Below are 5007 nucleotides of genomic sequence, written 5' to 3'. Positions count from 1 at the left end.
GAAGTAAAGGAACTGATGAAGAACAAGAAATGGGAACCGCCTTTTGCTCCCAGGAATTAAATTTTTACGATGAAAGCTCCCTTTATGGGAGTTTTTTTACGCAAATTCATTTTATGTCATAAAGTCCTGTAGCTTAAAAGGAAAAGCCTGCGGCAAAATTTTCTTACCGTAGAGTTTGCGGATATTCCGGTTAGACCTGCGCGGACTAATGGGTAGAGTTTACAGAAGCACCGAAATTGTAAGGGAAAGTAGGGAAGCGTATTTACAGCCGCAATGCCAATAGGGAATATGGGTTCGAATCCCATCAGGACTACAATAATAGGATCTATACTTTTAACCATAGATTTTTTACTAATTTTATACGACATGAAAGAGCAAATTTTATATACCACAAGAGATAGAGAAACCATTTTAGATGAGAATTCCATTAGCCATCACAGAGTTTATCTCAAACATTTTTATCATGATGATATTCTTCAAAAGACTGAACTTTTTCATAGAGACAGGATTATAGATATCAAAGTCTATCTTTATGACCATTATCTCACGGATGAAGAAATTTTATTTAAGAATATATATGTAAACGGAGTTACCATTATAAGAGGTAAGATGTCCGGTCATGAAAAGGTCTTTCATGAAAAACATTATGTGAGGCTTCAGAAAGAAAAAGAGATAATTAAGGTAGAAGATTCATCGGGACGTATTGTCTCTGTATGCTATATAAATAAAGAAGAATACTATCATTCGAAAACTATTTATGCAGATCAGGGTGAAAAGCTTAAACTGGATTATTTTTCACACGGAACACCAGTCCTTAAAAGAACGGAAATAAGGAATCGATTGCTGGAATTTTCAAAACTTCATGATCTTGAAGTTCAGATTCCGTATTATCTGAGTTTTTTTCCTTTTGTAACGTCCGGAGAAATGTTCGAAACGGAATCTTGTAAGTATTTTAGTGAATTCAATGACGATAAAGAAATAACACTTCAGCAAGCTTTTTTTAAACGGGATTTTGTAAAGAAAATTTATAAAAAAGGAATTCTTCAGAGAATAGAATATTTTACAGGGTTAGAGATTTCCTCCAAAAAATATTTTATTTATGATGGAAAATCTTTTAGTCTGCCACCGGAAAATGTTGAAATAAATACAAGTCTGTACTATCTGGAGGAAAATAAAAACGGTTTTACAAAATGGCGTACAGAGTTTTATGAAAAGAACATTGTAAAGGAAAAGGAAACAATAGTGTATGATATTTTAAATAAAGAAATTTTCCGTCAAACTCATAATCTTGAAAATAAAACCATACACGTCTCGAAAAAGGCTTACTACAACGGAGAATATTCTCCCTATGAAACCTTTTTTTATGATGAGACCGGAAAAATGATTTCAGAACAGGTTTCCATAGATGATGGATGGCACGGAGAAGAAATTGAAATTTCAGAATTAAAAATTAAAGGCTTTTTTGATCACAGTTATGGAAAATATTTTAGAGCAGCATCGCCTGAAATTCCCGAACCGAATCATCCTATTACGGCTTATCATGTGGTATATAAAAATCATTTAGGAGAAGTGATTGATAAAAACGAAGCGGGAGAATTGTATGAATATAGCGAAGAGATTTTTGAAAATCATCAGTTGAAGAAAAGAATCATATTTAAAGCGGATTCCAGAAAAGAGTTTAAAGAAAAAGCGCATCAAAGATATGAAGAAAGTTATCATGATGAGGTTAAAGCTATTCCCGATTTAGAATCTTTTCATACAGGCAGGAATATTATTTATTATAATAAAAGGGATGAGAATAATTATATTTTATATGATTTTATCATCCGGGATGATGAGTTTTGGAACCAGATTAAATATACAGGTACCGTTGTCTATGACAACTATCAGAGAGTCGTAAGTAAGGTTACCTACAATGGAATTTCCCAACAGCTTATTTCCGGAATAAAGATTCATTATTCACACATTTCTCCCTTGCTTGAAAATAAGTTGATCATTGTGAATTTTAATGATAGGGGAGAAGCTGTAAGCTATATTGATAACAGTATTGGCTACAGACAATATTCCAGAGAAAGATATGAGAAAGAATATTTCTTTAATATTAATCCTGTGAATAATGAATATTACAGGAATCTTAAAAAATTAATACCGCCCAAACCTGCATTTCCCTTTATAGATTTTGAATATGATACCATAAGGTTTAGTACAGAAGATGAAAGAGAACATGAAGCACAATTATTGTTGAGTCAGTCAAAGGTTAAAGTAGCCTGGTTGGGATCTTATACTTTTTATTATTTTCTGGAAAATGAAAATGATATTGAAGCTTATTCCCGGTCTTTGTCAACAGAATATGGGGCAACCTATTTCTATAATATCAGAAAAAATGTTTCGACAATAGAAACCCGTTATTCTACTTCAGGGGGAATTGAAGCCTACCTTACGATAGATCTGCTTTCCGGTAAAATATTCTGTGAAATTGCCAATAATGATAAATATAATCAGAAACTAAGCTTCAGGCTGATCGACGAATCCGATAGGACCGACCAGTATTGTTTTTTTTATGAAGATAAATGGATCAGTGATACCGTTATGTATTCTGAACTCATTATAGAATTACTCTCTAAAGCATAGTTCTCCTGATCCATTCCTCATAAGACAATACACCCAGTTCCGGTTTTCCTTCACCTTCCAAAATGGAAATAAATTCCAGCTGATTTCCGTCCGGGTCATTAAAATAAATAGCCAAAGCAGGCATCCAGGCAAAAACCATCGGTTTCTCGATGCCATCTTTCAGAAAATTATAAGGTTTCAGATCCCGGTTTTTCAAGAATTCCACGGAGTAATTTAAGAGATCCTCCTTGTCTGCCGTAAATGCAAAATGTCTGGGCTGCAGATTTTCTTTTTGTTCCCATAACCCAAGCATAGCTTCTTTCTCTTTTCCGATCCATAAAAATACAATCGGGCGTTTTTCATCCCGGTGAGCAAGTTGCAGACCTAATTTTTCAGTATAAAATTGTATGGATTTTTCTAAATCACTTACCTGAATATGAGTTTCATATAATCCTTTGATCATGACCTTACTTTTAATAAAACAAAGCTAGAAAACTGATTCACAAAAAATGCAGAAGCATCGATTTCTTTATTGAAAATGAATAATAGAAACTTTTTATCTCTGCTCATAGCCTTCTAGTAGATATTTATAAAAAAATGACCAACTTTTAATTAAAAAACCTATCTACGCAAAAACACTGCGTAATTCTGTTTTTACTTTGCATCAGAAATAAGAGGGAAGTGACGATCTTCCATTTGTTTAACAATAAAAACAGTAACTCATGAAATTTAATTTTTTAAGAAAAGAAAAAAATGTAGTGAAGAACTACGAAGCTGCCAAAGCGTTTACCATGACGCCGGCTGAAGAATTGTATAGTGCTGTTGTTACAACAGGATTATCAAACACAACCTATGAAAAAGGAAATGACAGACTGCAAAGAATTCAGTCTTTGATCAAGAAAAATGATCCTGAATTTGTAGCCAAATTAGCTGTATATGCAAGAAACGATATGTATCTGCGTTCCATTCCTTTGGTTTTGGCCACTGAACTGGCAAAGCAAACTTCAGGTACAGACCTTGTAAGCAGAACTGTTGATGGGGTTGTGAAAAGAGCCGATGAAATTACGGAACTGCTAGCTTACTATCAACTGGCCAACGAAAGGACGGAAACCAAAAAACTGAATAAACTTTCCAAGCAGATTCAGAAAGGTCTGGTAAAATCATTCAATAAGTTTGATGAATACCAGTTTGCGAAATATAACAGAAAAGCTGAAGTTACTCTGAAAGATGCCTTATTTCTGGTGCACCCTAAAGCAAAAGATGAAGATCAGCAAGCTATTTTCAATAAGATCGTCAACGATACATTGGAAACTCCTTATACATGGGAAGTTGAACTTTCTGTTTTAGGTCAGACCAAATTTGCTGATGAAGCGGAAAGAAAATCAGCTTTCAAAAACAAATGGGAAGAACTGATTTTCAGCAATAAGCTTGGTTATATGGCTACTTTACGTAACCTTAGAAATATCCTGGAAGCAGAAGTCTCTGCAGATGCTATGGAAAAAGTATGCAGATATTTATCCGATGAAAAAGCGGTAAAAAGCTCAAAGCAATTGCCATTCAGATTTTTGGCAGCCTATAGAGAATTGAAAACAATTAATTCTACATATCTGTCATCAATTTTGGAAGCTTTGGAAAATGCGGTAATAGTGAGTGCTCAGAACATCAGAGGTTTCAGTTTTGATACTTCGGTGGTGATTGCTGCAGACGTTTCAGGTTCCATGCAACAGCCGGTTTCTGCGAAAAGTAAAGTTTTACTCTACGATATTGGTCTGTTGATGTCGATGATCTTGCAATCAAAGTGTAAAAATGTGATTACAGGTATCTTCGGTGATACATGGAAAAGAGTTCCGATGCCTAAAAATGGTATTTTGAGAAACGTCAATGAATTCTATAAGCGTGCAGGTGAAGTAGGTTATTCTACCAACGGTTATCTGGTCATTGAAGATCTGATCAGAAAAAGAGAAAAAACTGATAAAATAATGATCTTTACCGATACCCAATTATGGAACAGCAACGGAACCCGCAACTCTTTTGAAGATTCATGGAATCGTTATAAAGCTATTGCACCTGATGCAAAATTGTATATTTTTGACTTGGCAGGTTACGGTAAACAGCCCTTAGATATCAAACAAAACGATGTATACCTTATTGCAGGTTGGTCCGACAAAATTTTCGATGTACTGAATGCTTTGGAAGACAGAAAATCTGCAGTAGCAATAATTAAAAAAGTAGTGCTGTAAAAGGCACTGCTTTTAAAAATAAAACTAATAACCAATTTTTAAGCTTAACTCAGTTCTCTGTGCATTTTCTTGGTTTTTGGGGGGGGGGGGGGGGGGGGGGGGGGGCGCCCCCGCCGCGGCCCCCCTCCGCGTCGGCGGGGGGGCGCCCCCCCGACCT

Annotated in this window: 3 protein-coding genes; 2 read left to right on the top strand and 1 reads right to left on the bottom strand. The window is 35.2% G+C overall.

All coding sequences use genetic code 11. The annotated features are described in order from the left end of the window. Positions 1–366 precede the first annotated feature (366 nt). Positions 367–2631, top strand: coding sequence for a hypothetical protein (locus tag ACGHIN_RS16405; protein WP_390456005.1), 2265 nt, complete (start codon positions 367–369; stop codon positions 2629–2631). On the opposite strand, the gene ACGHIN_RS16400 is transcribed toward ACGHIN_RS16405, so the two are convergent. Then, positions 2621–3073, bottom strand: a complete 453-nt coding sequence (locus tag ACGHIN_RS16400) for a VOC family protein (RefSeq protein WP_390456002.1) — start codon at positions 3071–3073, stop codon at positions 2621–2623. The two genes, ACGHIN_RS16405 and ACGHIN_RS16400, sit on opposite strands and share 11 nt — an antisense overlap. Positions 3074–3332: 259 nt before the next feature. Here ACGHIN_RS16400 and ACGHIN_RS16395 point away from each other — a divergent pair, with 259 nt between their 5' ends. Next, complete coding sequence (locus ACGHIN_RS16395; protein ID WP_390455999.1) at positions 3333–4850, top strand: TROVE domain-containing protein; 1518 nt, start codon at positions 3333–3335, stop codon at positions 4848–4850. Positions 4851–5007: the final 157 nt, after the last annotated feature.

The sequence above is a fragment of the Chryseobacterium barbadense genome, assembly GCF_042849955.1.
In the GTDB taxonomy this organism is placed as follows: domain Bacteria; phylum Bacteroidota; class Bacteroidia; order Flavobacteriales; family Weeksellaceae; genus Chryseobacterium.
This window is presented reverse-complemented; position numbering and strand designations above follow the sequence as displayed.